At 63.9% G+C, this 26,908-nt stretch carries 26 protein-coding genes, 2 tRNA genes and 1 pseudogene; 25 read left to right on the forward strand and 4 right to left on the reverse strand.

Translation table 11 applies throughout. The features are described from left to right. The first annotated feature begins 51 nt into the window (after positions 1-51). From ftsH to E1742_RS25730, 7 genes are all read left to right on the forward strand, one after another. On the forward strand, positions 52-1,932 hold the full coding sequence (ftsH, locus tag E1742_RS25700) for an ATP-dependent zinc metalloprotease FtsH (protein ID WP_134387844.1): 1,881 nt from the start codon (positions 52-54) through the stop codon (positions 1,930-1,932). A 172-nt stretch (positions 1,933-2,104) separates the two neighbouring features. Continuing rightward, a complete protein-coding gene (gene folP, locus E1742_RS25705; protein ID WP_134387845.1) occupies positions 2,105-2,875 on the forward strand; it encodes a dihydropteroate synthase in 771 nt (256 codons plus the stop codon). A gap of 59 nt (positions 2,876-2,934) precedes the next feature. Then, on the forward strand, positions 2,935-4,287 hold the full coding sequence (gene glmM / locus E1742_RS25710) for a phosphoglucosamine mutase (RefSeq protein WP_134387846.1): 1,353 nt from the start codon (positions 2,935-2,937) through the stop codon (positions 4,285-4,287). A gap of 82 nt (positions 4,288-4,369) precedes the next feature. Then, a tRNA-Pro gene (locus E1742_RS25715) sits at positions 4,370-4,446 on the forward strand. Between the two features lie 137 nt (positions 4,447-4,583). Next, positions 4,584-4,660, forward strand: a tRNA-Arg gene (locus tag E1742_RS25720). Positions 4,661-5,427: 767 nt separating this feature from the next. Then, on the forward strand, positions 5,428-6,090 hold the full coding sequence (locus tag E1742_RS25725) for a hypothetical protein (protein ID WP_134387847.1): 663 nt from the start codon (positions 5,428-5,430) through the stop codon (positions 6,088-6,090). 373 nt (positions 6,091-6,463) lie between these two features. After that, positions 6,464-7,189: a PEP-CTERM sorting domain-containing protein gene (locus E1742_RS25730; RefSeq protein WP_229466362.1), complete on the forward strand. Its 726-nt coding sequence runs from the start codon at positions 6,464-6,466 to the stop codon at positions 7,187-7,189. Positions 7,190-7,344: 155 nt separating this feature from the next. On the opposite strand, the gene E1742_RS25735 is transcribed toward E1742_RS25730, so the two are convergent. Next, positions 7,345-7,953, reverse strand: a complete 609-nt coding sequence (locus tag E1742_RS25735; RefSeq protein ID WP_229466363.1) for a LysE/ArgO family amino acid transporter — start codon at positions 7,951-7,953, stop codon at positions 7,345-7,347. A gap of 98 nt (positions 7,954-8,051) precedes the next feature. Here E1742_RS25735 and E1742_RS25740 point away from each other — a divergent pair, with 98 nt between their 5' ends. Continuing rightward, positions 8,052-8,942, forward strand: coding sequence for a LysR family transcriptional regulator ArgP (locus E1742_RS25740; RefSeq protein WP_134387848.1), 891 nt, complete (start codon positions 8,052-8,054; stop codon positions 8,940-8,942). Between the two features lie 124 nt (positions 8,943-9,066). On the opposite strand, the gene E1742_RS25745 is transcribed toward E1742_RS25740, so the two are convergent. After that, positions 9,067-10,143 (reverse strand): type II asparaginase, encoded by a 1,077-nt coding sequence (locus E1742_RS25745; RefSeq protein ID WP_134387849.1) that lies wholly within the window; start codon positions 10,141-10,143, stop codon positions 9,067-9,069. Positions 10,144-10,315: 172 nt separating this feature from the next. Here E1742_RS25745 and E1742_RS25750 point away from each other — a divergent pair, with 172 nt between their 5' ends. The 11 genes and pseudogenes from E1742_RS25750 to E1742_RS25800 all read left to right on the forward strand — a co-directional run bounded on the left by E1742_RS25750 (position 10,316) and on the right by E1742_RS25800 (position 20,833). Further along, a complete protein-coding gene (locus E1742_RS25750) occupies positions 10,316-10,834 on the forward strand; it encodes a DUF3305 domain-containing protein (RefSeq protein WP_229466364.1) in 519 nt (172 codons plus the stop codon). Then, positions 10,824-11,456: a DUF3306 domain-containing protein gene (locus E1742_RS25755; protein ID WP_134387850.1), complete on the forward strand. Its 633-nt coding sequence runs from the start codon at positions 10,824-10,826 to the stop codon at positions 11,454-11,456. Before E1742_RS25750 ends, E1742_RS25755 begins: the two co-directional genes overlap by 11 nt. Continuing rightward, positions 11,431-13,527 (forward strand): 4Fe-4S binding protein, encoded by a 2,097-nt coding sequence (locus E1742_RS25760; protein WP_134387851.1) that lies wholly within the window; start codon positions 11,431-11,433, stop codon positions 13,525-13,527. The genes E1742_RS25755 and E1742_RS25760 overlap by 26 nt, the downstream gene beginning before the upstream one ends. After that, positions 13,524-14,135, forward strand: a complete 612-nt coding sequence (locus E1742_RS25765) for a TorD/DmsD family molecular chaperone (protein WP_134387852.1) — start codon at positions 13,524-13,526, stop codon at positions 14,133-14,135. The genes E1742_RS25760 and E1742_RS25765 overlap by 4 nt, the downstream gene beginning before the upstream one ends. A gap of 172 nt (positions 14,136-14,307) precedes the next feature. Further along, a complete protein-coding gene (locus E1742_RS25770) occupies positions 14,308-14,505 on the forward strand; it encodes a hypothetical protein (protein ID WP_134387853.1) in 198 nt (65 codons plus the stop codon). An 11-nt stretch (positions 14,506-14,516) separates the two neighbouring features. Further along, entirely contained in the window at positions 14,517-17,486 is a 2,970-nt protein-coding gene (locus E1742_RS25775) for a formate dehydrogenase subunit alpha (protein WP_134387854.1), read from the forward strand. A gap of 23 nt (positions 17,487-17,509) precedes the next feature. Next, the gene (gene fdh3B, locus E1742_RS25780; RefSeq protein WP_134387855.1) at positions 17,510-18,136 is read left to right on the forward strand and encodes a formate dehydrogenase FDH3 subunit beta; all 627 of its coding nucleotides are present in this window, start codon (positions 17,510-17,512) and stop codon (positions 18,134-18,136) included. Continuing rightward, positions 18,133-18,360, forward strand: coding sequence for a hypothetical protein (locus E1742_RS25785; protein WP_134387856.1), 228 nt, complete (start codon positions 18,133-18,135; stop codon positions 18,358-18,360). The genes fdh3B and E1742_RS25785 overlap by 4 nt, the downstream gene beginning before the upstream one ends. 14 nt (positions 18,361-18,374) lie before the next feature. Then, positions 18,375-19,607, forward strand: a complete 1,233-nt coding sequence (locus tag E1742_RS25790) for a formate dehydrogenase subunit gamma (RefSeq protein WP_134387857.1) — start codon at positions 18,375-18,377, stop codon at positions 19,605-19,607. A gap of 10 nt (positions 19,608-19,617) precedes the next feature. Then, the gene (locus E1742_RS25795) at positions 19,618-19,971 is read left to right on the forward strand and encodes a hypothetical protein (protein ID WP_134387858.1); all 354 of its coding nucleotides are present in this window, start codon (positions 19,618-19,620) and stop codon (positions 19,969-19,971) included. Positions 19,972-19,991: 20 nt separating this feature from the next. Then, positions 19,992-20,833: pseudogene (locus E1742_RS25800) on the forward strand (formate dehydrogenase accessory sulfurtransferase FdhD). A gap of 238 nt (positions 20,834-21,071) precedes the next feature. Here the strand turns inward: E1742_RS25800 and E1742_RS26490 are convergent. Together E1742_RS26490 and E1742_RS25810 are read right to left on the reverse strand one after the other, a co-directional pair. Beyond that, a complete protein-coding gene (locus tag E1742_RS26490) occupies positions 21,072-21,614 on the reverse strand; it encodes an FxDxF family PEP-CTERM protein (RefSeq protein ID WP_189568794.1) in 543 nt (180 codons plus the stop codon). Between the two features lie 537 nt (positions 21,615-22,151). Next, positions 22,152-22,697, reverse strand: a complete 546-nt coding sequence (locus E1742_RS25810; protein WP_134387860.1) for an FxDxF family PEP-CTERM protein — start codon at positions 22,695-22,697, stop codon at positions 22,152-22,154. A 344-nt stretch (positions 22,698-23,041) separates the two neighbouring features. Between E1742_RS25810 and E1742_RS25815 the strand changes: the two genes are divergently transcribed. The 6 genes from E1742_RS25815 (at position 23,042) to E1742_RS25830 (ending at position 26,908) form a co-directional block, all read left to right on the forward strand. Further along, positions 23,042-23,923: a LysR family transcriptional regulator gene (locus E1742_RS25815; protein ID WP_134387861.1), complete on the forward strand. Its 882-nt coding sequence runs from the start codon at positions 23,042-23,044 to the stop codon at positions 23,921-23,923. 284 nt (positions 23,924-24,207) lie between these two features. Further along, positions 24,208-24,366, forward strand: coding sequence for a hypothetical protein (locus E1742_RS26310; protein WP_166793367.1), 159 nt, complete (start codon positions 24,208-24,210; stop codon positions 24,364-24,366). Positions 24,367-24,385: 19 nt separating this feature from the next. Continuing rightward, positions 24,386-24,553 carry a hypothetical protein gene (locus E1742_RS26315; RefSeq protein ID WP_166793558.1) on the forward strand — a complete coding sequence of 56 codons (168 nt, stop codon included), beginning with the start codon at positions 24,386-24,388 and terminating at the stop codon, positions 24,551-24,553. 179 nt (positions 24,554-24,732) lie between these two features. Further along, positions 24,733-25,110: a LiaF transmembrane domain-containing protein gene (locus E1742_RS25820; protein WP_134387862.1), complete on the forward strand. Its 378-nt coding sequence runs from the start codon at positions 24,733-24,735 to the stop codon at positions 25,108-25,110. Continuing rightward, a complete protein-coding gene (locus tag E1742_RS25825; RefSeq protein WP_229466365.1) occupies positions 25,107-25,829 on the forward strand; it encodes a LiaF transmembrane domain-containing protein in 723 nt (240 codons plus the stop codon). Before E1742_RS25820 ends, E1742_RS25825 begins: the two co-directional genes overlap by 4 nt. Next, positions 25,829-26,908 carry a sensor histidine kinase gene (locus E1742_RS25830; protein WP_134387863.1) on the forward strand — a complete coding sequence of 360 codons (1,080 nt, stop codon included), beginning with the start codon at positions 25,829-25,831 and terminating at the stop codon, positions 26,906-26,908. The genes E1742_RS25825 and E1742_RS25830 overlap by 1 nt, the downstream gene beginning before the upstream one ends.

The raw sequence follows: 26,908 nt of genomic DNA on the forward strand, positions 1-26,908 counted from the left end.
AATCGGAATTCTGCTACAGGTAACAGGTGCGTGAGCACCCAAGGAGTTTTCGTGAATAACATGTTTTCCAAATCCGCCATCTGGGTTGTTGTCGCCCTGCTGTTATTTATGCTGTTCAAACAGTTTGACAGCCACAGCGTCTCCGGCGGCAGCAAGACCATCGCGTACTCCGACCTGCTCGATGAGATCAAGGCGAAGCGCATCAAGGATCTCGTTATCGAGGGCAACAGCATTACGGCAACGAAGACCGACGATACGCGCGTGCGTACCACGTCGACTTACCTCGACCGCGGCCTGATCGGCGACCTCCGCGAGAACGGCGTCCGTTTCGACGTGCGTCCGCCGGAAGAGCCATCGTTCCTGCAGCAGGTCTTTGTCTCGTGGTTCCCGATGCTGCTGCTGATCGGCGTCTGGATCTTCTTCATGCGCCAGATGCAGGGCGGCGGCAAGGGCGGGGCATTCTCGTTCGGCAAGTCGAAAGCCCGCATGCTGGACGAAACGAATAACACGGTCACGTTTGCCGACGTGGCCGGCTGCGACGAGGCGAAGGAAGAAGTTACGGAAATCGTCGACTTCCTGCGCGATCCGACCAAATTCCAGAAACTGGGTGGCCGCATTCCGCGCGGCGTGCTGATGGTCGGTCCTCCGGGTACCGGCAAGACGCTGCTGGCGCGTGCCATTGCCGGCGAAGCGAAGGTGCCGTTCTTTTCCATCTCCGGTTCCGACTTCGTCGAGATGTTCGTCGGCGTGGGCGCGTCCCGCGTGCGTGACATGTTCGAGAATGCGAAAAAACATTCGCCGTGCATTATCTTCATCGACGAGATCGACGCTGTCGGCCGTCACCGCGGCGCCGGCATGGGCGGCGGTAACGACGAACGCGAACAGACGCTGAACCAGCTGCTGGTGGAAATGGACGGCTTCGAAGCGTCGTCCGGCGTCATCGTCATCGCCGCCACCAACCGTGCGGACGTGCTGGACAAGGCGCTGCTGCGTCCGGGGCGTTTCGACCGCCAGGTCTCCGTCGGCCTGCCGGACATCCGCGGCCGCGAACAGATCCTGAACGTGCACATGCGGAAGGTGCCAATCAGCACGGACGTGAAGGCGGATATCCTGGCCCGCGGTACGCCGGGCTTCTCGGGCGCCGATCTGGCCAACCTCGTCAACGAGGCCGCCCTGTTCGCCGCGCGCCGCAGCAAGCGTCTGGTGGACATGCAGGACTTCGAGGATGCCAAGGACAAGATCTTCATGGGTCCGGAGCGCAAGTCGATGGTGATCCGCGAGGAAGAGCGCCGCAACACGGCGTACCACGAGTCCGGCCACGCCGTCGTCGCCAAGCTGTTGCCGAAGGCCGATCCCGTCCACAAGGTCACGATCATGCCGCGCGGCTGGGCCCTTGGCCTGACGTGGCAGCTGCCGGAGCACGACAAGATTTCCGGCTACAAGGACAAGATGCTGGAAGAGATTTCGATCCTGTTCGGCGGCCGTATCGCCGAGGAGATCTTCGTCGGCCAGATGTCCACGGGCGCGTCGAACGACTTTTCCCGTGCCACGAAGCTGGCCCGCTCGATGGTGACGCGCTTCGGCATGTCCGACTCGCTGGGCGTGATGGTCTATGAGGACGAGCAGAACGAAGGCTTCCTGGGTGGCAGCAACAAGACGATCTCGGAAGCGACGCAGCAGAAAGTCGATTCGGAAATCCGCCTGATCCTGGACACGCAGTACGCCCTGGCGCGCAAGCTGCTGGAGGAAAATCGCGACAAGGTCGAAATGATGACCAAGGCGCTGCTGGACTGGGAAACGATCGACGCCGACCAGATCAACGACATCATGGCTGGCCACGAGCCGCGTCCGCCCAAAGCCGGCGTCACGCTGCGCAAGAAGCCGAGCGACGACGGTCCAACCGCGTCGCCGAACGTCACGGCACCTGCCTGAGGCCTGTCGCGCGCTCGGTCTGAAAGGGTGAGGAGCGATCCTCGCCCTTTTTTCTTGACTGAACCGTTGTCTGAATGTCGCCATCCGGCGCCTATCCACTACCGTTGCCCAGTACACCATGTCTCACTTTCAGTTCGGCCGCTTCAACTTCCCGCGCCGGCGTGCCCTTGTCATGGGCATCCTCAATGTCACCCCCGATTCGTTTTCCGATGGCGGACAGTTCGCCGCGCTGGACTACGCGATCTCCCATGCGGAACAGATGATCCGCGACGGCGTGGACATTATCGATGTGGGCGGCGAGTCCACGCGTCCCGGCGCCGCCGTGGTGCCGGTGGAGGAGGAACTGCGCCGTGTGTTGCCGGTGTTATACGCGCTGCGCGATTGCGGCAAGGCCGTGTCCGTGGACACGTACAAGCCCGAACTGATGCGCGAAGCCGTGCTGGCCGGTGTCGACATGATCAACGACATCAACGGGTTTCGGGCGCCGGGCGCTATCGAGGCCGTGCGCGACAGCGATTGTGCGCTGTGCATCATGCATATGCTTGACAAACCATCAACAATGCAGGATAAACCTGTCTACACCGATGTGGTGACCGACGTCATCGCATTTCTGCGCGAGCGCATCGACGCGCTGACGGCTGCCGGTATTGACCGTCGTCGCCTGTGGATCGATCCCGGCTTTGGCTTCGGCAAGACCGTCGAGCATAATTATGCTTTGCTCGGGGCCGGGGACCGCCTCGTAGCCGAGCTGGGAGTGCCCCTGCTGGCGGGGGTGTCGCGCAAATCGATGATTGGCGCCGTTACCGGCAAACCGGTCGAGCAGCGTCTGGCCGGCAGCATCGGTGGTGCGCTGGCCGCAGTGGCGCATGGGGCTGGCATCGTGCGGGTGCACGATGTGGCGGAAACGGTCGATGCCCTGAAAGTATGGCAAGCGGTCCAATGAAACAGCGGAGATGCTGCCGCAGCGCGGCGGATCTCCTTAACGAGTAAAGAGAGCAGAATATGGCACGCAAATATTTCGGGACCGATGGTGTCCGTGGACTGGTCGGCGAGGCGCCGATCACGCCTGATTTTGTCATGCGCCTGGGTTACGCGGCCGGCAAGGTGCTGGCAAAGACGGCGACGCCGGGCATGGCGCGTCCAACCGTCCTGATTGGCAAGGACACGCGCATCTCCGGCTATATGCTGGAAGCGGCGCTGGAAGCCGGCTTTGCCGCGGCCGGCGTGGACGTAATGCTTGCCGGCCCGATGCCGACGCCGGCGATCGCTTACCTGACGCGCGCACTGCGCCTGTCGGCCGGCGTCGTGATCTCCGCGTCGCACAACCCGTTCCAGGACAACGGCATCAAGTTCTTCTCCGAGCGGGGCACGAAGCTGCCGGACGCTGTCGAGCTCGACATCGAAGCGCAGATCGACCTGCCGATGGCATGCGTCTCGTCCGAGAAGCTGGGCCGCGCCAAGCGCCTGGAAGACGCGCAGGGCCGCTATATCGAATTCTGCAAGAGCACGTTCCCGAACGAGCTGGACCTGCGCGGCCTGAAGATCGTTGTGGACAGCGCGCACGGTGCGGCCTACAACATTGCGCCGCACGTGTTCCACGAGCTGGGCGCCGAGGTGGTGTCGATCGGCAATAAGCCGGACGGCTTCAACATCAACGACGGCCACGGCGCTACGGCACCGAAAGCGATGGCGGCCGCCGTGCTGGCCCACGATGCCGACCTGGGCATCGCCCTGGACGGCGACGCCGACCGGCTCATCATGTGCGATGCCAATGGCCGCCTGTACAACGGCGACGAGCTGCTGTACGTGATGGTCATGGACCGCCTGGCAACGGGCGAGGTCAAGGGCGCCGTAGGCACTCTGATGACGAATATGGCGCTGGAAGTGGCGTTCAAGGAAAAGGGCATCGGCTTCGCACGTGCCAAGGTAGGCGACCGCTATGTGCTGGAGGTGATGCAGGAGAAGGGCTGGATCCTGGGCGGCGAGGGCAGTGGCCACCTGCTGGCGCTGGACAAGCACACGACCGGCGACGGCATCGTCTCCGCGCTGCAGGTGCTGTCGGCGCTGAAGCGCGCCGACAAGACGCTGGCGCAGATCGCAGGCGAGCTGGAGCTCTTCCCGCAGACGCTGATCAATGTGCGCGTGCCGGCCGGCTTCGACTGGCAGAAGAACCCCGCAATGGTGGCCGAGAAGGAAGCCGTCGAACGCGAGCTGGGCGATACGGGCCGCGTACTGATCCGCGCCTCCGGCACGGAACCGCTGATCCGTGTAATGGTGGAAGCCAAGGACGCCGCCCACGCGCAAAGCCTCGCTCGCCGCATCGCCGACAAGGTCGAGATCCCGCTGGCAGCCTGAGACGTCCGCGCCGCCGCCCATCCGGTCCGGCAAGGACGATAGATTTGACGCGGGAGCCTCCGAGCGGGTATGATGCGTTTATCGGAGTGTAGCGCAGCCCGGTAGCGCACCTGGTTTGGGACCAGGGGGTCCAAGGTTCGAATCCTTGTACTCCGACCACTCCTTCAGAAAGCCGGTTGTCTCTGACAACCGGCTTTTGTTTAACTGAAGCGTTTAACTGAAGCGCCATCGCCGCGCGTTCAGCCGGGCAGGCCTTAGCGGCCGCCAACCATCACCGGAGCAACCGCTCCACCACACTGCCCATAGCTCAGTTGGATAGAGCATCAGCCTTCTAAGCTGAGGGTCGCTGGTTCGAACCCAGCTGGGCAGGCCAGTGAAATCTTGCATTTGTAATCGCGCTGTTGCCCCTTGGCTGGGTGAGCCGGTCGGGACGGCACAGGCGGCGCTGGAGTGACAGAGTCCACAGCGCTCCTCTCGGTGCAGCCGGCGCCATTATCGGATTGCCTTCGTGCGGGCGAAACTCCCGCGATCGATGATCATCGCCGTGGTCACTACTATCCCAGCCGCGAAGGCCACCGCCGATGTCGATGCGGCGCGCCTTGGCGCGTCCTGGCGCCAGCCAACAGCTGCTCGGGCCGGCGCAACCCCGGTGCGGGCGATTACCAGCGTCGCCGAATCGCGTTGAGCCGCTGCGCCCCTAAACGGTCTGCGCTCGCGTGCCCTTGCAGCCGCAGCAATGAGGGCGCCGGGTGCACGTTCGCCGCCGAGCCATCGCAGATCGCTGGTCGTAGATCTCTTCGTCTTTCGGACATCGCTGGAACCATCCCCACCCCTGTGTGACTCATCAGAGTAGTCGCCGATTCTTGTGCGGTCCCGGTATCGGGACTGTTGTTCACCTGCCGGTGGTCCGTCGCAGCCCAACCGATGCGGCACTGCGCATGAAACTTCGTTAATGTGGATGAAAGGTTATAAATGCCCAGCCCAGTCAATTCTTACGGCGCAGCGCCGCTTTACCCGTCCGGTGTGTCGGACGACAATCGTTCCCATCGCGCCGCCACGCCAAGTCAGTAGCCGAGCGCATCGAGCTCGTCGAGAACACGTCCTTCGGCGAGCAGCGCCAGGAACGACAGCAAGCGTCACATGAGCCGGCTGGGGCTGGAAACCGGGCGGGCAGCCGTGCCTGAAACGAGTTCGCCGCGCACCCGCGGGCGGCATCCCGAGTCGTCCGGTGAGTCCGACAGCGGCAGCCCGACGACGCTGTACCGTTCCCTGCGCCCCGACGAGAGGCCGTTCGAGCGCGGTCTGCTGCCGCCGTCTCCCCACGACGACGACATTTCGGCGCGTACGCACGTCGAGAAAGGATCCAAGCTGAAGGTCAAGTCGGCTTATGTGTCGGCCACGCGCAGCATGAAGACCGCCGCGGCCTGGGCGGGCAGGGAAGAGGGCGGCCGCGTCGCCACGTTCACCAACCCCTCGCGCGACCGCGAAGTGTATGACCTGACCAATCCGGATCACCAGGCGGAAGTCTTTGGCGACAGCCGGACGCCGGCGCGCAATTTTGCCAAAGGCTCGAAGGAGGTCGTCATCAAGCATGGCGTGCCGCCCGAGAATATCCGCACCGTGTATGACGCGCGGGCCGTGTCCGAAGCGGCCTACCAGGAAGCGAAAAACAATCCGCCGGCAGGCATGTCCCGTCAGATCAAGAGCCGCGCGAAGGTGCAGGAGGACAAAGTGAAGACGCGCCCGACGCCCGTGCAACTGTACGAAGTGGCACGACCGGAGGGGTCGTCCGGGAAGCGGTAGGCAATCGCGCTCCGGGGGGCGTTGCCGCAGGCAACGGTTCGACGGCGTTGCGCGTTGTCGATCGGTGGATGACAGGGGGGGCGCGGGGCCGGAGCCTGCTGTTCGGACCCCGATGGCCTGCGGTTAGCGTCAGCCCGGGAGCCATGGACTGCCAGGTAGTCGCGCATGGCATCCGTGCGCCTTGGGGCAAAAAACTGTCGAGGGATTTTACAGTCGAGCTTCGGCCCGGCCACCCGTTCCACATACATTGTCGACCAATCCGTTCAAAATCAAACTCTTGTATAGCGTCGTTGATCTACGGCACAAAACTTGCATTGGCTTTCGAAAAAAACAATTTCCGAAAAATACTCGTTTTTCTATATGGAGCGTACAAGTGAACAAGATCAAGCAAGTCGTGGCGAGTGGGGCGGTGGTGCTGGCGGCCATGGGGACGGCTGTCGCGGCTCCGGTGACGGTTGGCGGTGTGACATGGGATCCGGATTACCTTCTGGACTTTGCTTCGTCGTCGGTACAGATGCACCAGATTTTCGAGGGCGACGGCTCCGTGCGGGGTTACGGCATCATTTCGACCATCAACGGGCGGTCGCAGCAGCAGTTCTGCGATGCGTGCGAGATGACGATCGTGTTCAAGGATTACCGTCCGACGGGCAGCAGCGGTAACACGGTGACGTACAGCGGCGGTGTCGTGGAAATCTACATGAATACGGGCGAGTCCACGATCAACCCGAACGATCCGCTGACGATGAACGACAACAATGTCGGTCGCGGCACGCTGTGGTTGAGCCTGGTTGGCCACGAGTACAATGGCGCAACGTTGCGCGGTACCATCTATTCGCAGCGTCCGCCAAACCTGAGCGGCCTGGGCCAGCTCGATGTCGTTGGCGGCGTTGCCGCGGCGTATTTCGATACCGATCTGCAGGTCGGTGGTGCCGATCTGGCATTTTCCGCCAGCTTTACGCAGCCTTACCCTGGCACGACCAATCACGTGATCGGCACCGGCAATTTCTATGGTGTCTCGGCCGTGCCCGAGCCTGCAACGTATCTGATGCTGGGCATGGGGCTGCTGGCCGTGGGCGGGCTGCGTCGCCGCAAGGCTTGAACGCGTAGCGTTGGGCGTGGAAGGCCGATAGGCGCCCGGCAATGCCGGCGTCCGGCGGAGAGGGCGTCCCAAGCGGGCGCCCGCGGTTCTTTCGGTGACGGCTGTCGGAACCGCATCCGGGTCATGCCCGAAAGTCACCTGCCGCAAAGGGGCCATCACCCCAGCGCGAGGGCCACCGCCAACGCGATCATCACGGCACCCGTCAGCGCCTCGATACCCTGCCACACCCGCGGACGCGACAGCACGCCGGCAAAGCGAGCGGCGCCGAACCCCAGCGCTGTAAACCACAACAGCGACGCCGTCATCGCACCCGCCGAGAAGACCGCGCGCTGCTCGGCGGGGTAGCGTCCGCCGATCGAGCCCAGCAGCACCACGGTGTCCAGGTAGACATGCGGATTGAGCAGTGACATCGCCAGTACCGTGCCCAGCGCGGCCATGGCGCTGCCCGGGGCGGCACCGCTTGCCGCATCCAGTCCGCCCGGGTGGGCCAGCCGCGCCCATGCGCGCAGGCCGTACCATAGCAGGAAGGCGGCCCCGCCCCAGCGTGCACAAGCCATCAGCCATGCCGATGATTCAATCAGCGCGCCGGCACCTGCCACGCCTAGCCCGATCAGCAGCACGTCCACGACAATGCATGCGGCAACTGTCAGCGCGACATGGTTGCGCAGTATGCCCATGCGCAAAACGTGGGCATTCTGCGCGCCGATGGCCATGATGAGGCTGGCACCGAGTCCGATGCCGCTGAGGTAGACGTCGCTGTTCATGCTATCCCTTCTAAACAAAGACGCATTGTCGCGGCAACGGCGGCAAAGATGAAGTCAGGTTAATATTGTTCACGCAACCTAAATTTCGCTAACTTACAATGACCTTGGACACCCGCCAATGCGACGCCTTCCTGGCTGCGGCCGAGACCGGCAGCTTCGAACTGGCCGCCGCGCGCCTGAATGTGACACCATCGGCCGTTTCGCAACGGCTGGCAGCGCTGGAAACGGCGCTTGGGCGCCCGCTGCTGGTCCGCAGCCGGCCGTGCCGGGCAACGGCGGCAGGGCAGCGGCTGCAGCAATACCTGCGACGCGCCCGGTTGCTGGAGGCCGAGTTCCTCGCCGGGACGGGGGAACACGATGCGCCGATACAGGTCGCCATCGCCGTGAATAACGACACCCTGGGCACGTGGTTATTGCCGGCATTGGCCGACTTTCTGGCGCAGGAGAATATGGCAATCGAGATCATTCTCGACGACCAGACCTACACATATTCCCTGCTCGAGAAGGGACAGGCATTGGCGGGCGTTTCCAGCGAGCCGGAGCCGATGCGCGGTTGTACCGTCCAACCATTGGGCGTCATGCGTTACCGGCTATTGGCAAGCCGGCCGTTTGCGCAGCGCTGGTTCCCCGACGGATTTACCCGTGATGCGGCGCGGAAAGCACCAGTGGTGTGTTTCGACCGTAAGGACAAATTACAGTCGGATTTCATCGAACAGCGCCTGGGCCTGCTGCCGGGCGCTTATCCCGTCCATTATGTCCCGTCCAGCGATCCGTTTGTCCGCTCGATTGTCTTTGGCCTTGGCTATGGGATGCTGCCGTCGCAGCAATACGGCAACTACCTCGACACGGGGGAATTGATTGATCTCTGCCCCGGCCATTATCTCGACGTTCCTTTGTACTGGCACGCGTGGCGCGTGCAATCGGTAGGGATGGTCCGGCTGGAGCGCCGTATCGTCGACGCGGCAAAAGAGGCGCTGCTGCAGCCGTAAGCCAGGGAGTGGCGCGATCATGCCGCGCCCTGGCGTGCGGCAGTGCTTCATGCCGATGAGCTCGTGTCGGTGCAGGGTGTCTACCCATGGACACGAGCTCGTCGGTCTGTCCGACCTTCTTGGTTCAGTAGGTATAAAACATCCGCTGGATTTCGCGGGTGTTATTGGTTTTGGTCAGCGCCAGCATCAACAGGATGCGGGCTTTTTGCGGATTCAACGTATCGGCCGCAACAAAATCGAGTTCGTCGTCATTGGCTTCGCCATTGCGTGCCAGAATGCCCTGGCCAACCCGGCTGGAGCGCACGATGATCGTGCCTTTCTTGCGCGCGGCAATCAATGCGGGTTTGACGCGCGCGGCCAGGCTGCCGTCGCCCACACCGGCGTGAATGATTCCCTTGGCGCCAGCGGCAACAAAGGCGTCCAGTGCAACCGGGTTCATATTGGCGTAGCCGTAGACGATGTCGACTTGCGGCAATGCGCTCAGGCTGGCGATATCGAATTCCGTGTCGGCCGTATGCTTCCGGGTCGAGACGCGATAAAAGAACGGCTTGCCGCCCTGGATATAGCCCATCAGGCCCAGTTCCGGTGTCTTGAAACTGTCCGGGGTCGAGGTATTGGTCTTGGTGACATCGCGGGCGGAATGAATCTGGTCATTCAGGGCCAGCATCACGCCTTTGCCGATGGCATCCGGGCTGCCGGCAATCGCCACGGCGTTATACAGGTTGATGGGACCGTCGGCAGACAGGGCGGTGGAAGGGCGCATTGCGCCGACCAATATCACCGGCTTGCGGCTTTTCACCACCAGATCCAGGAAATAACCCGTTTCTTCCATCGTGTCCGTGCCGTGCGTGATGACGATGCCATCCACGTCGTTTTGCGCCAGCAGCGCGTTGACGCGCTTGCCCAACGCCAGCCAATGCTCGTTCGTCATGCTCTCGCTGGCGATCTGGAATACCTGCTCGCCCTTGACGTTGGCGATTTTCGACAGTTCCGGCACCGCCTTGATCAGCTGATCCACACCGACCGTTGCCGCCGTGTAGCCAACCGTCGTCGTACTGGTAGCGCCCGTGCCGGCAATGGTGCCGCCGGTGGCCAGCACCATCACATTCGGCAGCTTTGCTGTCTGTGCCTGAGCCGCGGCCATGGCTGTCACCAGGCAGAAGAGGGCCAGCAGCCAGCGGGGATTGCATGTCTTGATCATATGTTCTCCTTATATCGAACGTTGTAATACCCGCATCTTATAACAGAGACATGCTGATGTACGAGTGCAACTTGGGAGTATTACTGATGGCTAAGCTCTGCGGTTTCAGGCATATTGGCGGGCTGAGCGCCAATATTCGTTACCGTACCGCACTTTTCTGAGAAGTGAAATTTTGGAAACTGAAGTCCTGAAACTCGCAGTCGTCATGCACCGCAAGCCGTTGGCGAGCCGTTGGCAGCCCTATCAGTGGCAGCCCGCCGAGGTGCTGCTTGACCCCGGTATGCCGGCTGGCGCACCGCGTTGCCTGCGGGAAGACGCCGACGATATGCGCTGGCTGTTTACCGGTTTCGAACTGCGCCTGTACAGCGACGAGGCCGAGGGTTATTTCCTCAATCTCGATTCCCGCGCACCGTGCTGGTTCGTGATGTCGCGTCTCGAAGAGATCGACGGCGTCGAAGTGGCCGTGCCGCGCACCGTCACGCTGTCCTATAACGAGGCAGCGCGCCTGATGGACGGTGGCGAGCAGGTCGACACCGTGCCGGCGCCCGCATTGATCGTCGAGCGCCTGATGGAATTCGCGCAGGCCTATTACCGGCCGGAGCCGAAGAGGAAGCGCCGCAAGCCGTCGTTCGAAGGCGGCGCCGCCGTCGACCGGATGGCAAAGGCCGAAGGGCAGCGGCATGGCGGCTGAGACGTTCTTCGGGCGCTGGTCGCGCAGGAAGGCCGAGGCGGCCCAGGCTGAGGCGCCGCCGCTCGAGGCAATGCCGCCCGCGCCGGCGGCATTGCCCGTGCCCGCTGAAGCAGCCGTGCCGGCGCCCACGCTGGCCCAGGTGGCCGAGCTGCAGAAGGATGGCGACTTCCGTCCGTTCGTCGCGCGCGGCGTCGATGAAGGGGTGCGCCGCGCCGCGATGAAAAAACTGTTCACCGACCCGCATTTCAACGTGATGGACGGCCTGGACATCTATATCGACGACTACTCGAAGTCCGACCCCATTCCCGCCGCGATGCTGCTGGCGATGAATCACGCCAAGGACCTGCTCGACCCGCTCGGCACGATCGCGCGCGAGCATGCGAAACGGGGCCTGCTGACGGCCGCGGATGTACGGGTGCAGCCCGAACCCGCGCCGGAAGGCGAACAGGCCGCAACCATACCGGAAGAACACCACGAAGCACCAGGGCAGGGCGTGCCCGAGTCACCGATCGCGCCCACCGAACCCGTCGCGCCGGAACCGGCCGCGGCGCCATCGCTCATTGACCCCGCCGACCCAGCCGACCGCCAGGAAGACCATGAACAGCCGAATCAAAGTTTGTAATTGCAACCATACGATGCCCGTCGACGGCGCGGCCCTGGGGGCCGCCCTCGATGCCGGCACCTTGCCCGTCGCCAGCCAGTTATGCCGCCGCGAAGTGGGCGACTACCTCAATACCCTCGAAGGCAGCGGCAAGATCGTTGTCGGCTGCACGCAGGAGCAGCCGCTCTTCACGGAGCTCGCGCAGCAGAAGGGCACGGTGGCGCCGCTGCGCTTCGTCAACCTGCGCGAAACGGGCGGCTGGAGCACTGACAGTGCGCAGGCCACGCCGAAGATGGCGGCCCTCCTGGCGATGGCGCGCCTGCCCGACCCGGAGCCCGTGCCGGAAGTGGAATACCACTCGGAAGGGCGCGTGCTGCTGACGGGGCCCGCAGCGCGCGTGCTGCCGTGGGCAAAGCGCCTGCAGGACCAACTGGACGTATCCGTGCTGCTGACCGATACGGCAGGCGCCGTGCTGGCCGGCGGCCAGGACTGGCCCACGTTTGCCGGCGGCGGCGTCGTCGTCAAGGGCTGGCTGGGCAAGTTCGCCGTCAGCTGGCAGCAGGTCAACCCGATCGACCTGGACCTGTGCACGCGCTGTAACGCCTGTGTGAAAACCTGCCCGGAGGGCGCCATCGGCCTGGATTACCAGATCAATCTGTCGGCTTGCACGTCGCATGGCGACTGCGTGAAGGCCTGCGGTGCCGTCGGCGCCATCGATTTCGGCCGGCTCGAGACCGCCCGCAGCGGCGAATTCGACCTGGTCTTCGACCTGCATGACCAGCCGCTGCTGACGTTGCACCAGCCGCCCCAGGGCTACTTCGCGCCGGGCGCGTCGGAAGCGAAAGCGGCCGAACAGGCCATGCAGCTCGCCACGATGACGGGCACCTTCGGCAAGCCCAAGTTCTTCCAGTACAAGGACAGCATCTGCGCGCACGGCCGCAACAAGAAGATCGGCTGCAACGCCTGCGTGGAGGTCTGCTCGGCCGAGGCAATTGCCCATGCCGGCGACAAGATCGTCGTCAATCCGAACCTGTGCGTGGGCTGCGGCGCCTGCACCACCGTGTGCCCGTCCGGCGCGCTGTCGTACGCATATCCGCGCGTGGCCGACCAGGGCGCGCGCATCCGCACGCTGCTGTCGACGTATGCGAAAGCCGGAGGCAAGCGTCCCGCATTGCTGCTGCATTCGCACGACGCGGGCGCCGCACTGGTCGAAGCGCTGGGCCGCGGTGCGGGCGCCGGCAAGCTGCGTGGCGTGCCTGCGCGCGTGATGCCGCTGCCGCTGCATCACATCGCCTCTGTCGGCATCGATGTCTGGCTGTCCGCCATCGCCTACGGCGCGGCCAACGTGCTGATCCTCGTCACCGGCGCGGAAGCGCCGCAATACGTGACGGCGCTGGCGCAGCAGATCGACATCGCCCGCACCATTCTTACCAGCCTCGGTTACGGTAGCGACCATCTGCAGCTGGTGCAGGCCGGCGACGCCGCCGCGCTGGACGGCGCGCTGCGCCGCATCGAGGCCGGGCACGTGCCGGCCGTGGCCGCGACGTTCGCCATCGGCGGCGGCAAGGGCGGCGACAAGCGCACGACGCTGGAATTCGCGCTGGAGCACCTGGCGAAGCACGCGCCGACGCCACAGCGCGAGATCGCGCTGCCGGCCGGTAGTCCGTTCGGCACGCTGAGCGTCGACACGGATGCCTGCACGCTGTGCATGGCCTGCGTGGGCGCCTGCCCGGAATCGGCCCTGTCGGACAATCCGAACGCGCCGCAGCTGCGCTTCACGGAATCGAACTGCGTGCAGTGTGGCCTGTGCGAAAAGACGTGTCCGGAGAACGCCATCGCACTGACGCCGCGCCTGCTGCTGGCGCCGGAAGCGAAACAGCCGCGCGTGCTGAACGAAGCCAGGCCGTACCACTGCATCCGCTGCGAGAAGCCGTTCGGCACGTTGCAGATGGTCGAGAACATGGTGGCGAAACTTTCCTCGCACGGCGCATTCTCGGCCAACCTGGACCGCCTGCGCATGTGTTCCGACTGCCGCGTCATCGACATGATGCAGCCGGCCAAGGAAGTATCGATTTTCGAGGTGAAGCGATGAACGAAACGCAGTTGCAGTTCGAGACGCCCGACAGCGGCGAGGAAGCGGCACGCGCGGAGCTGTACGGCCTGCTGTCGATGCTGTTCTACCAGGCGCCCACGCCGGACCTGCTGGCGGCCATCGCCGCGGCGCCGGCAGAGGGCGAGGGCGAACTGCCTGACGCGTGGCGCGCGCTGCAGGGCGCGAGCGCGGGCGTGGACGCGCAGGCCGTGCACGACGAATACGAGGGCCTGTTCATCGGCACCGGCAAGCCGGAGGTGTTCCTTTACGGCTCCTATTACATGTCCGGTTTCCTCATGGAGAAGCCGCTGGCGCTGCTGCGCGCAAACCTGAACCGCCTGGGCCTGCAGCGTACCGACGACATGCCGGAGACGGAAGACCACATTGCCGCGCTGTGCGACGTGATGCGCCACCTGATCACCTCGAGCGATGTGATCGAGAGCAGCATCGGTACGCAGAAGGCGTTCTTTGCGGACCACATGCAGTCGTGGGTACAGCAGATGTGCGGCGAGATCGGCGCGCATCCCGGCGCGCGTTTTTACCGCCACGTGGCGGCGCTGGCCGCAGCGTTTTTTGCCGTCGAGATGCAGGCTTTCGACATGGCGTGAGCCTAGTGATGAATTATTTGCACTGCGTTGTTACACGTCGGACGTGTTGCGCGAGTGAAAATGTGTGAGAATGTAGGTTAATGCGATTTGACAATAGATATTGCCAAAAAGTTTTGCCGAAACCGCGGCGCCGTGCCGTAACCAGTTAACCGATTTGTCTGAGGAGACCAGCTTGTCTACCCAATCCAAACCCACGCGCAGGTCGTTCTTTGCCGGACTTGGCGCAGTCGCCGCCGCCGGCGTCGCCGTCAAACTGGCGAGCAAGGCGCCGGAACCGGTCGCTGCGGAGCCGGAAGCGGCTGAACCGGCAGGCCCGGGCTACCACCTCTCCGAGCACATCAAAAAATACTACCGTACCGCGAAGATCTAACGAGGACCATCATGTTATTAACCCGTAAAAATGCGGACGGCAGCCGCCAGGCGACGCGCGCCGGTCGTTTTGCCGCCAGCCTCTCCGACAGCCTGTCGCGCGCGCTGCCGACAATGGATCGCCGCGCGTTCCTGAAGCGTTCCGGCGTTGGTGTCGGTGTCGGCATCGCCGCCTCGCAATGGCAGCTGGTGAAAAAGGCGCAGGCCGCCGACAAGCCGGCCGAAGCGTCCGGCCTGAAGCGCGAAGTGCGCCGCACCGTCTGCAGCCACTGCTCGGTGGGCTGCGCCGTCGATGCCGTCGTTGAAAATGGCGTCTGGGTGCGCCAGGAACCCGTGTTCGATTCGCCGATCAACCTGGGCGGGCATTGCGCCAAGGGCGCCGCGCTGCGCGAACACGGCCATGGCGAACACCGCCTGAAGTACCCGATGAAGCTCGTCAACGGCAAGTACCAGCGCATCAGCTGGGACACGGCGCTGGAAGAAATCTCGCAGCGCCTGCTGGCCGTACGCAAGGAAAGCGGTCCGGACTCCGTGTTCTGGGTGGGCTCGTCGAAGCACAACAACGAACAGGCGCAGCTCTTGCGCAAGTTCGTGTCCTTCTTCGGCACGAACAACTGCGACCACCAGGCCCGCATCTGCCACTCGACTACCGTTGCCGGCGTGGCCAACACGTGGGGCTACGGCGCCATGACGAACAGCTACAACGACATGTCGTTCTCGAAGGCCGTCATGTACATCGGCTCGAACGCGGCCGAAGCGCACCCGGTATCGATGGTCCACATGATGCATGCCAAGGAAAACGGCTGCAAGATGATCGTCGTCGATCCGCGCTTCACCCGTACGGCAGCCAAGGCCGACCAGTACGTGCGCATCCGCTCCGGTTCGGACATCCCTTACCTGTACGGCATGCTGTACCACATCTTCAAGAACGGCTGGGAAGACAAGCAATACATCCACGACCGCGTGTACGGCATGGAAGCGGTGCGCGATGAAGTCATGAAGTGGACGCCCGAGAAGGTCGAAGAGGCCTGCGGCGTGCCGGAAGCGGAAGTGTTCAAGGCCGCGCAGACGATGGCGCTGAACAAGCCGTCGTCCATCGTCTGGTGCATGGGCCAGACCCAGCACTCGATCGGCAACGCCATCGTGCGCGCCTCGTGCATCCTGCAGCTGGCGCTGGGCAACGTCGGCAAGTCCGGCGGCGGCACCAACATCTTCCGCGGCCACGACAACGTGCAGGGCGCCACCGACGTCGGCCCGAACCCGGATTCGCTGCCTGGCTACTACGGCCTGGCCACCGGTGCATGGAAGCACTGGTGCACGGTCTGGGGCGTGGACTACGAGTGGGTCAAGGGCCGCTTCGCCTCGCAGGCGATGATGGAAAAGTCCGGCACCACCGTGTCGCGCTGGATCGATGCCGTGATGGAAAAGAACGAGCTGATCGACCAGGAAAACAACGTCAAGGCGATGGTGTTCTGGGGCCATGCGCCGAACTCGCAGACCCGCGGCCTGGAAATGAAGAAGGCGCTGGACAAACTCGATACGCTGGTCGTCATCGACCCGTATCCGTCGGCCACCGCGGCGATGGCCGCGATGACGGTGGACGGCCAGGAGCTCAATCCGAACCGCGCCGTGTACCTGCTGCCGGCCGCCACGCAGTTCGAAACGTCCGGCTCCGTCACGGCATCGAACCGTTCGATCCAGTGGCGCGAGAAGGTCATCGAGCCGCTGTTCGAATCGCGTACCGACCATATGATCATGTACCAGCTGGCCGAGAAGATGGGCTTTGCCAAGGAGCTGGTCGCGAAGATCAAGCTGGTGCAGGGCAAGGGCGGCATGATGGAACCGGAACCGGAATCGATGCTGCGCGAGATCAACCGCGGCACGTGGACGATCGGCTACACGGGCCAGACGCCGGAGCGCCTGAAGGCGCACATGCGCAATATGCACAAGTTCGACGTCAAGACCTTGCGCTGCAAGGAAGGCAAGGACGAAGAGACGGGCTACGACCTGACGGGCGATTATTTCGGCCTGCCATGGCCATGCTTCGGCACCCCGGAAATGAAGCACCCGGGCACGGCCAACCTGTACGACAACAGCCTGCACGTGATGGACGGCGGCGGCAACTTCCGCGCCAACTTCGGCGTCGAGAAGGATGGCACCAACCTGCTGGCCGAGGACGGCTCGCACTCCGTCGGCGCGGACATCACGACCGGCTATCCGGAGTTCGACCACGTGCTGCTGAAGAAGCTGGGCTGGTGGGATGACCTGACCGAGGACGAGAAGAAGGCGGCCGAGGGCAAGAACTGGAAGACCGACCTGTCCGGCGGTATCCAGCGCGTCTGCATGAAGGTGCACGGCGTGCACCCGTACGGCAACGCCAAGGCGCGCGCCGTCGTCTGGAACTTCCCCGATCCGGTGCCCCTGCACCGCGAGCCGATCTTCGGCACGCGCCCGGACCTGATCGCGAAGTACCCGACGCACGACGACAAGAAAGCCTTCTGGCGCCTGCCGACGCTGTACAAGACGCTGCAGCAGAAGAACGTGGAAGCGGGCCTGGCGGAGAAGTTCCCGATCATCCTGTCGTCCGGCCGTCTGGTCGAGTACGAGGGTGGCGGCGAGGAGACCCGGTCGAACCCGTGGCTGGCCGAACTGCAGCAGGAGAACTTTGTCGAGATCAATCCGCAGGCGGCATCGGCACGCGGTATCCGCAACGGCGAATACGTCATCGTCTCGACGCCGACGGGCGCGCGCATCAAGGTGCGCGCACTGGTCACGCCACGCGTGGGCGTGGACACGGCGTGGATTCCGTTCCACTTCTCCGGCTGGTGGCAGGGCAAGGACATGCTCGAGTTCTACCCGGAAGGTGCCGCACCCGTGGTGCGTGGCGAGGCTGTCAACACGGCCACCACGTACGGCTATGACGCCGTCACCATGATGCAGGAAACCAAGACCACCATCTGCAATATCGAACGCGCTGTTTAACGAACCGCGCTTAAGGAACTGACATGGCACGAATGAAATTTATCTGCGACACCGAGCGCTGCATCGAATGTAACAGCTGCGCAACGGCGTGCAAGAACGAACACGAAGTACCGTGGGGCGTGAACCGCCGCCGCGTGGTAACGATCAACGACGGCGTCATCGGCCAGGAGAAATCCGTGTCGGTGGCCTGCATGCACTGCTCCGACGCACCCTGCATGGCCGTCTGCCCGGTGGACTGCTTCTACCGCACCGACGAAGGCGTCGTGCTGCACAACAAGGATGCCTGCATCGGCTGCGGCTACTGCTCGTACGCCTGCCCGTTCGGCGCGCCGCAGTTCCCGTCGAACGGCACCTTCGGCCTGCGCGGCAAGATGGACAAGTGCACGTTCTGCGCCGGCGGCCCGGAAGAAAACGGCTCGCCAGAGGAATTCGAGAAGTACGGCCGCAACCGCCTGTCCGAAGGCAAGCTGCCGGCCTGCGCCGAAATGTGCTCGACCAAGGCCCTGCTGGGCGGCGACGGCGATGTCGTGGCCGACATCTTCCGCACCCGCGTGATCACCCGCGGCAAGGGCAGCGAAGTGTGGGGCTGGGGTACCGCCTACGGCAACAAGCCGCAGCAGGACAGCGTCAAGCAGGAGATGGCGAAATGATGCGCGCCGCTGTGTTGATGGCGGCACTGCTGCTGGCGGCCTGCGGCGAGGTCGATCAGGCCAAGCAGGGCGCCGGTGTGGAGCGCGGCGACCATGCGGCCTACACGGGCGCACACGGTACGCTCCCGGCCAAGGGCTGGGAAGCGGGCAACCGCGGCGCGTGGGAAAAGCAGATCCGCGCCCGGGGCCAGCTGCAGAACGAGTACAACCGGATTGCCCGTTGAGGCAGGAGACGACTATGCAACGATGGTTAGCCATGCTGGCGCTGTGCTGCGCCGCCGCTGCCGGCAGTGCGTCGGCACAGCCTGCGCCCGTGACGGCGGCAACGTCGACGGAAAAGCCGGCGCTGCCAGCAGTCATGCCGGCGCAGGCCGACGCGCCGGTTGCCAACGCGGGACCGGGCGCGCAAAGCACCGCGGCGCCTGCCAATGGCGGCGCACCGCAGGTCGAGTCGATCGACATCCTCAAGCAGAACCAGGCCGAGCGCACCCGCGCCCAGCCGGGCAATGCGGCGCCGGTGTGGCGCAAGGTGGTGGAGGGCACGGAACATTATTCCAGCCTGCCGTATCGTGAGGCCGGCGTATTGATCCAGCCGCGCGCGCAGTACCTCGGCCAGGAACATCCCGTCACTGCCGGCGAAGCGTGGCGCCGTTTCCGTAACGGTCCGCTGCTGCACATTGGCGGCTGGCTGTTCCTGGCCGCGATCGCGGCCTGCGCGGCGCTGTACTTCATTGGCGGTCCACTGAAGATCAAGGGGCCGATGACGGGCCGCCTGATCGAGCGGTTCACGCCCAGCGAGCGGATGATCCACTGGTCCGTCGCGATCACCTTCGTCATCCTGATGGTGTCGGGCCTGACGATGGCGTTCGGGAAGTTCGTGCTGATGCCCGTGCTGGGCCACGCGCTGTTCGGCTGGCTGACGTATGCGCTGAAGACCGTGCACAACTTCGTCGGTCCGCTGTTTGCCGTGTCCCTGCTGGCGATGATCGTCAAGTTCGCGCGCGACAACCTGCCTGTCAAGGCCGATATCAAGTGGCTGCTGTCGGCCGGTGGCGCCATCGGCGGCAAGCACCCGCATGCAGGCCGCTTCAACGGCGGCGAGAAGATCTGGTTCTGGGGCGGCGTGCTGGCGATGGGCGTGCTGGTGACGGTCTCCGGCTTCGTGCTGGTCAAGATCGTCCCGGGCCTGGACTACACCCGTGGCCTGATGCAGACGTTCAACGTGGTGCACCTGGTGGCGGCATCGCTGGTCATGGCCGCGTCGATGGGCCACATCTACCTTGGCACCGTCGGCATGCAGGGCGCCTACCGCGCCATGCGCGACGGCTATGTGGATGACCAGTGGGCCAAGGAACACCACGACCTGTGGTACGACGAAGTGGTGCGGGGCGACGTGCCGCGCGTGCGTTCGCAGGAAGCCGCGGCGCCCGTTGCCGCGCCCATGGCTGCCGTGGCGCCGAAGACTGTTTAAGGAGAGACGGATGAAACGTAGTGTATTTGCTGTACTGGCCGCGCTCTGCGTGACGGGTGTCGCGCACGCGAAACTGCCGGTGCCGACGGAGGAGCAGCAAGCCGCCGCCGCCGCCGCGAAAGACAAGGCTGCCTGGGGCGACAAGGTGTCCACGTACAAACTGTGCCAGGCACAGGATCGCGTGGTTGCGTATTATGCGAAGACCAACGCGAATGCGAAGGTGACGCCGTCGGCAACGTCGGCCTGCGTCGATCCGGGGCCTTACCAGGCGAAGGCGCAGGCGCAGGCGGAAGTCGGGATCGCCGACTCGAAGCCCGTGCCGGCGGCCGGCGCCCTGCAACCCGGCGCGATGCCGAAGAAGTAATCACAGCCCCAGGAAAACCGATGCCGTACCGCCCCCAGTTATCGAGTGCCTGCGCAGTGTTGACGCGCGAAGTCGAGGTGCTCGACGAGCGGGGGCGGGCGTCCGTCATCGCCATTCCGGCCGAGCGCCCGCTCACGGTGTACGTCGACAAGCGCGAGCTGGTTACGTTGATGACGCTCGGCGGCGCGCCCGAAGCGCTGACCCTGGGCTACCTGCGCAACCAGCGGCTGGTCGCGCAGCTGGAGGACATCGTCTCCGTCCAGGTGGACTGGGAGGTCGACGCCGTTGCCGTCACGACGAGGAGCGGCATTGCCGGCGTCGAGGAACGCACGTCGAAAAAAGTCGTCACGACGGGCTGCGGTCAGGGTTCCGTGTTCGGCGGCCTGATGGACGATGTCGACCGCATCACGCTGCCTGCCGATGCGCGGCTGGCGCAGTCCACGCTGTACCGCATCGTCGATGCGGTACGCAGCCAGCCGTCGATCTACAAGCAGGCCGGCTCGGTTCACGGCTGCGCGCTGTTTTCCGCCGCCGGCGAGCTGCTGTCATTCGTCGAGGACGTGGGGCGCCACAACGCCGTGGATGCGATCGCGGGGCAGATGTGGCTGGACGGCACTGATGGCGCCGACAAGGTGTTCTATACCACCGGACGGCTGACGTCGGAAATGGTCATCAAAGGGGCCCAGATGGGAATCCCGTTCCTGCTGTCGCGCTCCGGTACCACGCAGATGGGCCATATGGTGGCCGAACGCATCGGCATGACGTTGCTGTCGCGCTGTACCGGCAAGCATTTCCTGCTGCTGACGGGCAGGATCGGCTGATTTATGAGCCGGGTACCGCGGACGTGCCGCGGCGTGAGTGATCGCTGACTGAAACCCGCCGCGGCGGGTTTTTTTGCGCTGTCACTCGTCACTATGGGATTTTTCAGCCATTCGTAGTGATGTCCGCGAGAACGTCGCAGGCGAGCGGATCCAGTTGCCGTCGCGCCCGTACACCCTTCCAGGCAATTCGGCAGGTATCGTCTGGCCGCCCCATTCAAGCGCACGGCACAGGAACGAAAAAAAACCCGCCGAAGCGGGTTTCGTCAGCAGCCGTGGGGATTAGCCCAGCTTGGCGCCCGATTTGCGACGTGCGGTGAAAGCCAGCAGGCCCAGGCCCAGGCCCAGCATTGCGTAGGTCGATGGTTCCGGTACTGGCGCCACGGCCAGGTTGCCGGCGTAGGAACCAGCTGCCAGGCCGTTGGCCAGCGAACCGGTCACGGTGAAGCCGTACGTACCGGCTTGCAGCAGGGTTGGCACGCCGAACATCAGGCTGTCGTCGCCGACAACGTTAGCGGCCAGGTCCGTACGAACGCCGTTCACTTCGGAGAAGAAGGTCACGCCCGTGATGTCGAAGTTTGGCTTCAGCTGGCCACCTGGAGCGGTGTAGCCAACGATTGCGCTGCCGCTCAGCCACGATGCCGTGTCGACCGAGAACAGGAACGTGTCGCTGAACGAACCGGCGCCGTTGTGGGTGATGCCGAAGGTGGCAACACCGCCTGGCTGGAACGTAACGGTTTCGTCAGCTGCGGCAACGCCGCTTGCCAGCAGGCCAGCGGACAGCAGGAGGGAACCGGCGACTTTGCTAAAGAGTGCTTTTTTCATCAATTTACCTTCTTGGTTGTTGGTGGTTGGGTAAAGCGCTTGTGAGCTCTTTGTGAATCTCTCGACGGTCACGGTGCGATGCGTATGTTGCGCTGCAATCGCCATGGCCTCTTTGTTTGAGATTACTTAAGTAAAGCATAACACACTCGTGTTAGCGCACGACGTCTGTTACAATTTCATGTAGATAGAAATGCAAGACTATGTTGCGCTGCCGCGAATCTTTCCACGAGTCAGTCAAGCATGCTTTCATAGTGAGTTCTCATCTGCAATGTAGATTTCCTGCCGTCTATATTCGTGGTTCTTGTTGCACTGCGGAATTTTGCCGCCTGCTCCTGTGTCGTCAGCTTGTATAGACAACATGGTTTGTCCGGCCTGGTTCGGACAAGGTTGCAGCGGCCCTTGCGTACCGACAGCGCCGAGGGGGGCGTTCGAGGTGCCGTATCTTGCGGCGAGCTTGGCTCTCTGATGGCTCTCTGCTGCCGTGCCCAGCCGTAAAAAAACCCGCCGAAGCGGGTTCAGGGAAACATCGCCTGGCGGTCAGCCCAGCTTGTTATTGGTTTTGCGGCGTGCCGTGAAGGCCAGCAGGCCGATACCAACGCCAAGCATAGCGTAGGTCGCCGGTTCCGGAACCGGCGTAACGCTCAGGTTACCGGCGTACGAGCCGGCCTGCACGTTCGAGGCCACGACACCCGTCACCGTAAAGCCGTAGCTGCCGGCTTCCAGCATGGCCGTGGGATAGAACGTGATGGCGCCGTCGTTGAACGTGGTTTCCAGTTCGGTACGCTCACCACCCACTTCCGAGAAGAACACGATGTTGGTGATGTCGACATTGGGCGTCAGCACACCGTTGAGGTTCGTGATGCCCACGGCAGCCGAGCCTGCGGCCCAGCCGGCCCAGTCGGGCGTAAGCGAGAACAGGAACGTATCGGTGAACTCTTCGCCGGCAGCGTGGGTGATGCCGAAGACGCCAACGCCGCCCGCGTTGAGGGTGATGGTTTCGTCCGCAGCTGCCGCGCCGGAGGCGAGCAGGCCGGCGGACAACAGGAGAGAGCCGGCTACCTTGCTATAAAAAGCTTTCTTCATTGTATTACCCCTTGATTCGTTGTTGTTACGAAAGTAGTAGCTTGACGTCGACAGTTCCTGCGCTAATATTTCTGTGTCCTGACGAAAATATAAGTTTAAAGAACTGCCAACATTGTCAATATAGCCCTGCCAAAAGGCAGGTTTACTACACTGATGAAACGTGCCTGTTTGCCTTTTGCCACGCAACCTGGCGTCCTCGGGGCAGAGAAAAGCAGTCGGCTAAAGTCAAGCATTATTTTTTTTCACTTTGACGGTGTTCGTACCCCCAGCGTGTTGCTGATCGCGCCGAAGCGCATGGGGGGCGCGCGCGCTGGTCTGTACTCCAGTACATCTATAATGTTCCGATGGACATTAATTCCGACGACCTGAAGACGTTCGTGACCGTTGTGGACAGCGGTTCGCTGAGCGCTGCGGCCGTGCACCTGGGCCAGACCACATCCGGCGTCAGCCGCGCGCTGACCCGGCTGGAAGAGAAACTGCAGACTTCGTTGCTGACGCGCACGACACGGCGCATGGAGCTGACGGAGGAAGGCAAGCTGTTCCTCGACAAGGCGCGCCGCATCCTTGCTTCCATCGAGGAGGTGGAGGAGTGCATCCGCATCCGCCGCCAGCAGCCCGCTGGCCGCCTGTGCGTGGACGCGGCGTCGCCGTTCATGCTGCATTGCGTGGTGCCGCATGTCGGCGAATTTCGCGCGAGGTATCCGGAGATCCGGCTGGAGTTGACCAGCAACGACCGGATCGCCGACCTGATCGAGCATCGCACCGACATCGCCATCCGTATCGGCATGCTGAACGACTCGACCTTGCATGCGCGGGCGCTGTCGTCCAGCCCGTTGCACATCCTGGCCAGTCCGGCATACCTGGCGCAATATGGCACCCCGGCCGCACCGGCCGACCTGACCGACCACGTGCTGCTTGGCTTCGTGCAGTACGAGCAGGGCAACGTGTGGCCTTTGCGTCATGCCCAAGGCGACAGTCTGGCCGTCGCCCCGGCACTGGTCGCATCCAGCGGCGAGACATTGCGCCAGCTGGCGCTGGCAAACCAGGGCATTGTCTGCCTGGCGGACTTCATGACGCGCGACGACATCGCAGCGGGCCGCCTGGTCCCGTTGCTGGCGAACTGGAACAGCGGGTACCGGCAGCAGATCCACGCTGTCTATTACCGCAACACGCAGCTGGCGCAACGTATCGCGTGCTTCCTCGAGTTCCTGCAACAGAAGCTGTAACAGGCGCGCGGTCCGTCGTAGGTGCAGTCCCACAACCTGAAAAGCCGGCGTGGCCGCCTGTGTGTACGCTGGCGCACGGTCGCGCGCCGCGTGCAATCCTAAGATGGAGTCGCGTGATTGATGCGCGATTGCTACGAATCATAAGAAACGAAGCAGAGCCGCTCGTCCGCAGGCAAGCCGGTCGCCTCAAGCGCCGGCACCAGAATGAGCAAGCCAGATCGACGCCACCGCTTTGCGAGAACGACAGATCCGATGGCTTACAACGATTGTACGAGGAGGTCATCATGACGATGTCGCAGACGAACCACCCTTCGAAGGAAGCGGTGCGTGAATATCTGGAACGCAGGACGCAGGATGTGCAGCCGCCACCGACGCCGGAAGAAATACGCCGGCAGCTGGGATGGGGGCTCATGTTCGACGACAGGCACGCCGGCAGATCTTAACCAGAAGAAGGAGAACAGCATGACCAACCGTATCGGCAACAAGGACATCGCGCAGCACCGCAGCAAGCAGGAGAAAAAGCGCATCCGCGCTTCGAACATCGCGATGGAAGCCGAAAAGCGCGCTATCGCCCGCGCCAAGTACCGCAACGACATCAAGGGCCGCCCGCCCGTTGCCGCCCAGGCCTGAGTATCCCGCCTGTCACAATGAAGCCCACTTGCGAGTGGGCTTTATTTTTGCCCGCGCCACGTCGGGGGCATACCCCGTGCTGCAGGCGTTCGCCGACCCGGCGCCGCCGTTCGCCGAAAAGCCGTTTCCCGCCGCGCCGCACCGGCGTATCGTTCGTCCATCCACTCAGGGAGCGCCGAATGAACTGTACCGACACCCACCCGACCCACCGCCAGCGAAGCCAGATCATCTGGGGCGTGACGCTGATCGCGTTCGGCGTCGCCTATCTTCTGCAGCGCGACGACGATGCCGCCGTGGCCCGCCTGTGGCAATACTGGCCCTGGGTGCTGGTTGCCTTCGGCATCAACAACATGCTGCCGCCGGTCGAGGGCAGGCGTTTCGTCGACGGCCTGTCCCAGGTGCTGTTCGGGGCCTGGTTCTACGTGACGATGGAAGGCTGGTGGGGGCTGACCTTCCGCAACAGCTGGCCATTGCTTATCATTGTCGGCGGGCTGGGCATGGTGCTGCAGCCGCTCGCGCGGCGCTGGTTCCCGCGGCGCCAGGAGGAGCAGTCATGAAAACGCAAGGCAATGGGCAATATATGGGGGCGCAGGTCGTCGTCGGCATCGCCGTCATCGCCATCGGTGTGCTGTTCCTGTTCGATAACCTGGGCTGGCTGCACCTGGACATGGGCACGCAGTTCTGGCCCATCGTCCTGATCGCCGCAGGGGTTCTGAAGATCACACAGTCACGTTCGCGGCACGGCAACACTGTCGGCGGCTTGCTGCTGCTGTTTGGAGCGATCATGCTGCTGAAAGGACTCGGCCTGCTGTCCATCGGCTGGAACGTGCTGGCCCCGCTGCTGATGATCGGTGCCGGCGTCGCACTGGTGCTCCGCTCCGCCTCGCGCGAGTCCCGGCGCGACAAGGCGGGCGTGCCGCCGGCCGACGCCCATGCCATGCATGCCGGGCAGGACACGGTCAACCTGACCACCGTGCTGGGGGCTTACCGCCGCCGCGTGACGGCGCGGTTCTTCGCCGGTGGCGACATCACCGTCATCATGGCCGGCTGCGACCTTGACCTGCGTCAGACCTCGATCGACGGCATCGCCATCCTCAACGTGTTCGCGCTGATGGGCGGCATCAACATCAAGGTGCCGCTGGACTGGGCGGTCGAAATGGAAGGACTGCCCCTGGTAGCCGGCTTCCAGGACTTCACGGTGCATCCGAAGGATGGCGGCAAGCGGCTTGTCGTGCGCGGCAGCGTCGTCATGGGCGGGCTGGAGGTGCGCAACTGATGGCGCCACCGCTGTCGAACCGGCGCGGCGCGCTGCTGTACCTGCTCGCGTGGTTGCTGATCGGCGTGGCGCTGGGCGGCATCTGCGCGGCGCTGGCGGCGGCGCGGCTCGTCAACGCGCTGCTGCTGACAGTGCCGACGACAGTGGTGTACGGCATCGCCGCCGGGTTCTCGGCGTATTACCTGTGCCACGCCAATCCCATCGGCACCAGGCCGCCGGCGCTGATCGTGCTGATGGTGGCCGCGGCGGCCGTGCTGGCGGGTTTCATGTGGCTGGCCGTGCTGCAGGGATTCAATGAGCTGTGCCTGAGTTTTGCCGTCGACTGGGCCGGCGTGAACCTGTCGGCGGAGCTGACGGCGCTGTTGTTCGCCCTGGGCGTCCTGCTGTATGGGCTGCTGGCCGCCCTCCATTACCTGGCGATCGAACTGGACCGGGCGCGCAACGCCGAGCGGCGCGAGCTGGAATCGCGCGTGACGGCGCAGGAAGCGGAGCTGCGCATGCTGCGCATGCAGATCGACCCGCACTTCCTGTTCAACAGCCTCAATTCCATCAGCGCGCTGACGTCGCAGGACCCGCGCGCGGCGCGCGACATGACCCTGCAACTGGCCAGCTTCTGCCGCCACAGCCTGGCCCTGGCGGCACAGCGCAAGGTGACGCTGGAGCAGGAGATGACGCTGATCCGCCACTTCCTCGCCATCGAGAAAGTGCGCTTCGGCGAACGTCTGGTGACGGAGGAGGCCCTGGAGAGGGGCGCGCTGGCCTGCCTCGTGCCGCCGATGATCATCCAGCCGCTGGTGGAAAACGCCATCAAGCACGGCATCGGCGGGCTGCCGGAGGGCGGTCTGGTGCTGGTGGCCGCATGGCGCGACCGCGACAGCCTGCGTATCACCGTCAGCAACGCCGTCGATCCCGCAGCCGGATCGGGCACGCGCCTGCGCAGCGACAACGGTATCGGCCTGGTGAATGTGCGCCATCGCCTGGCCTGTGCCTATCCGAACGCAGCCTCGCTGACGTGGAAGCGCGAGGAAGGCACCTTCGCCGTCGATATCGTGCTGCCGGCGCAGCTGGGCGAGGCGTGA

The organism is Pseudoduganella plicata (genome assembly GCF_004421005.1).
In the GTDB taxonomy this organism is placed as follows: Bacteria; Pseudomonadota; Gammaproteobacteria; order Burkholderiales; family Burkholderiaceae_D; genus Rugamonas; species Rugamonas plicata.

Coding starts and splice junctions, on each gene's coding strand:
- E1742_RS26310 (WP_166793367.1), top strand. CDS start 24,208: ATGACGATGTCGCAGACGAACCACCCTTCGAAGGAAGCGGTGCGTGAA.
- E1742_RS26315 (WP_166793558.1), top strand. CDS start 24,386: ATGACCAACCGTATCGGCAACAAGGACATCGCGCAGCACCGCAGCAAG.
- glmM (WP_134387846.1), top strand. CDS start 2,935: ATGGCACGCAAATATTTCGGGACCGATGGTGTCCGTGGACTGGTCGGC.
- E1742_RS25745 (WP_134387849.1), bottom strand. CDS start 10,143: ATGATCAAGACATGCAATCCCCGCTGGCTGCTGGCCCTCTTCTGCCTG.
- E1742_RS25735 (WP_229466363.1), bottom strand. CDS start 7,953: ATGAACAGCGACGTCTACCTCAGCGGCATCGGACTCGGTGCCAGCCTC.
- E1742_RS25725 (WP_134387847.1), top strand. CDS start 5,428: ATGAGCCGGCTGGGGCTGGAAACCGGGCGGGCAGCCGTGCCTGAAACG.
- E1742_RS25755 (WP_134387850.1), top strand. CDS start 10,824: ATGGCGGCTGAGACGTTCTTCGGGCGCTGGTCGCGCAGGAAGGCCGAG.
- E1742_RS25825 (WP_229466365.1), top strand. CDS start 25,107: ATGAAAACGCAAGGCAATGGGCAATATATGGGGGCGCAGGTCGTCGTC.
- E1742_RS25790 (WP_134387857.1), top strand. CDS start 18,375: ATGCAACGATGGTTAGCCATGCTGGCGCTGTGCTGCGCCGCCGCTGCC.
- E1742_RS25740 (WP_134387848.1), top strand. CDS start 8,052: ATGACCTTGGACACCCGCCAATGCGACGCCTTCCTGGCTGCGGCCGAG.
- E1742_RS25810 (WP_134387860.1), bottom strand. CDS start 22,697: ATGAAGAAAGCTTTTTATAGCAAGGTAGCCGGCTCTCTCCTGTTGTCC.
- E1742_RS25815 (WP_134387861.1), top strand. CDS start 23,042: ATGGACATTAATTCCGACGACCTGAAGACGTTCGTGACCGTTGTGGAC.
- E1742_RS25785 (WP_134387856.1), top strand. CDS start 18,133: ATGATGCGCGCCGCTGTGTTGATGGCGGCACTGCTGCTGGCGGCCTGC.
- E1742_RS25795 (WP_134387858.1), top strand. CDS start 19,618: ATGAAACGTAGTGTATTTGCTGTACTGGCCGCGCTCTGCGTGACGGGT.
- E1742_RS25775 (WP_134387854.1), top strand. CDS start 14,517: ATGTTATTAACCCGTAAAAATGCGGACGGCAGCCGCCAGGCGACGCGC.
- E1742_RS25760 (WP_134387851.1), top strand. CDS start 11,431: ATGAACAGCCGAATCAAAGTTTGTAATTGCAACCATACGATGCCCGTC.
- fdh3B (WP_134387855.1), top strand. CDS start 17,510: ATGGCACGAATGAAATTTATCTGCGACACCGAGCGCTGCATCGAATGT.
- folP (WP_134387845.1), top strand. CDS start 2,105: ATGGGCATCCTCAATGTCACCCCCGATTCGTTTTCCGATGGCGGACAG.
- E1742_RS25765 (WP_134387852.1), top strand. CDS start 13,524: ATGAACGAAACGCAGTTGCAGTTCGAGACGCCCGACAGCGGCGAGGAA.
- E1742_RS25820 (WP_134387862.1), top strand. CDS start 24,733: ATGAACTGTACCGACACCCACCCGACCCACCGCCAGCGAAGCCAGATC.
- E1742_RS26490 (WP_189568794.1), bottom strand. CDS start 21,614: ATGAAAAAAGCACTCTTTAGCAAAGTCGCCGGTTCCCTCCTGCTGTCC.
- E1742_RS25830 (WP_134387863.1), top strand. CDS start 25,829: ATGGCGCCACCGCTGTCGAACCGGCGCGGCGCGCTGCTGTACCTGCTC.